Origin of the sequence: Moorena sp. SIO4G3, from assembly GCF_010692305.1 — a bacterium.
Classification (GTDB): Bacteria; Cyanobacteriota; Cyanobacteriia; order Cyanobacteriales; family Coleofasciculaceae; genus Moorena; species Moorena producens_A.
In genome coordinates this window covers 1-1501 of sequence record NZ_JAAHIG010000723.1, presented here as the reverse complement: position 1 = coordinate 1501, position 1501 = coordinate 1, and the positions used below count along the sequence as shown (strand labels likewise).

The window sequence follows — 1501 nt, the reverse complement described above, 5'->3', positions numbered from 1 at the left end:
CCTGCTGAAATAAATATACGTCCCATGTCTTGCTTTTTGCCCTCAGCCCTTAATTGAGCACTTGCTTTTTCCAGGATATATGGGGAGATGGGGAGATGGGGAGATGGGGAGATGAGTAACTAGCTCCCTTTAACCCGGTGGGTGGAATGGGCATCTTGCGTGGAACTGGCATCTTGCCAGTTTCAATATATTTTCGAGCGGGCTGTCCCAACTCTGACGACGAGACGGAAAATGACTGCCAGCCCTTCCCTAACGCACCCTACTGGTGTGGCAAGCCTTAAATGTTGCATTATAAAAATGGTACGATGCAAATTTATCAAGGCTTTCACCCAAAAATCTATTGCACTATTTTAGCTGTGCCAGTCCACTACGCAACTTCCTGCATCCCGACTCCCGACTCCCGACTCCCGACTCCCTACTCCCTACTCCTTTTACAGGGAAGCGTAACCAAAGGTGATGTTAAAGCGACGACACCAAATTGCTACAGAGCCAAATTCATCAAGGTTCAAGTCGTCAGGAATAGCATAGCGTTGAGCACCACTGAATTTCTGGAGTCGGGCGAGGGTTACATAGTCTTGTGGCCGAATTTTACGAGGTACACTGCTGTTCCGATACAGGAGTACCTTCACTTCGGGGCCACTACCCGTTTTAAAGGATTGATCAAATTCTAGATAGCGTTTACCATTTTCATTGACAATCTTGGCATTTCCTTGAGTGCGATGCCCTCTATCAACGGTGATAAAGCTTCCTGTAGCGATAGTAGAGGCTATTCGTTGACTGACCAGAGCATTGTTTAATGAGTTTTGTTTAACAACAGTTGTTTCTGCTTGCACAGCCGGAGTTGCTGCTGCCATTAACAATACGGATAAACCACCAACAATTAGACGTTTCATAATACTTCCTCCTAGTAATCAAAAATGAATTGAATCATTTCTTGATGCAAAGCGCGAGTGGGGGAAACCACGGCAGTTGCTCATGGGGGGAACCCCCAAGACCGCACTGCCTCCCCAAGACCGCGCTGCATCGCTGTTTTAGTTGCTTAATTATTAGAATGAACTACCATTCTGAAATCACCCTAACGAATAAATGAAAGTTAGATGAGATTTAGACAAGAAAACTGAAGCACTCATATCAAGTCCGGTTGAATACCCATCATCTAGGGGCGGGGGCGCGGTAAGTGTGGTAAGTGTCGGAGATGGGGAGATGGGGAGATGGGGAGATGGGGAGATGGGGAGATGGGGAGATGGGGGGGATTTTCATTAAGGGTAATCATCCTGATATGATATCAGCCCTAAGCTACTTTAGGGTAGGTTAGGGGAAGGGCATTGCGCGGTAACCCACCACCTGGTAGCACGGATTTGTGACCAACAGGTGCGGATACATTTAACCCGGCAATTCCTGGCAAAACCCGGAAGCCGTGTACAGCACGTCGGTTATCGACGAGGAGGTATCCCTCAAAGCTTTTAGGTAAATCCCAAAAGCGCCATTATGATCACGGTCA

Annotated in this window: 1 protein-coding gene; it reads right to left on the bottom strand. The window is 47.4% G+C overall.

The annotated features are described in order from the left end of the window. Positions 1-431: 431 nt before the first annotated feature. The gene (locus F6J99_RS44940) at positions 432-893 is read right to left on the bottom strand and encodes a DM13 domain-containing protein (protein WP_293123903.1); all 462 of its coding nucleotides are present in this window, start codon (positions 891-893) and stop codon (positions 432-434) included. Positions 894-1501: the final 608 nt, after the last annotated feature.

What these genes read in the sequence shown, in the direction of transcription:
- F6J99_RS44940 (WP_293123903.1), bottom strand. Translation starts at nt 893, where the DNA reads ATGAAACGTCTAATTGTTGGTGGTTTATCCGTATTGTTAATGGCAGCA.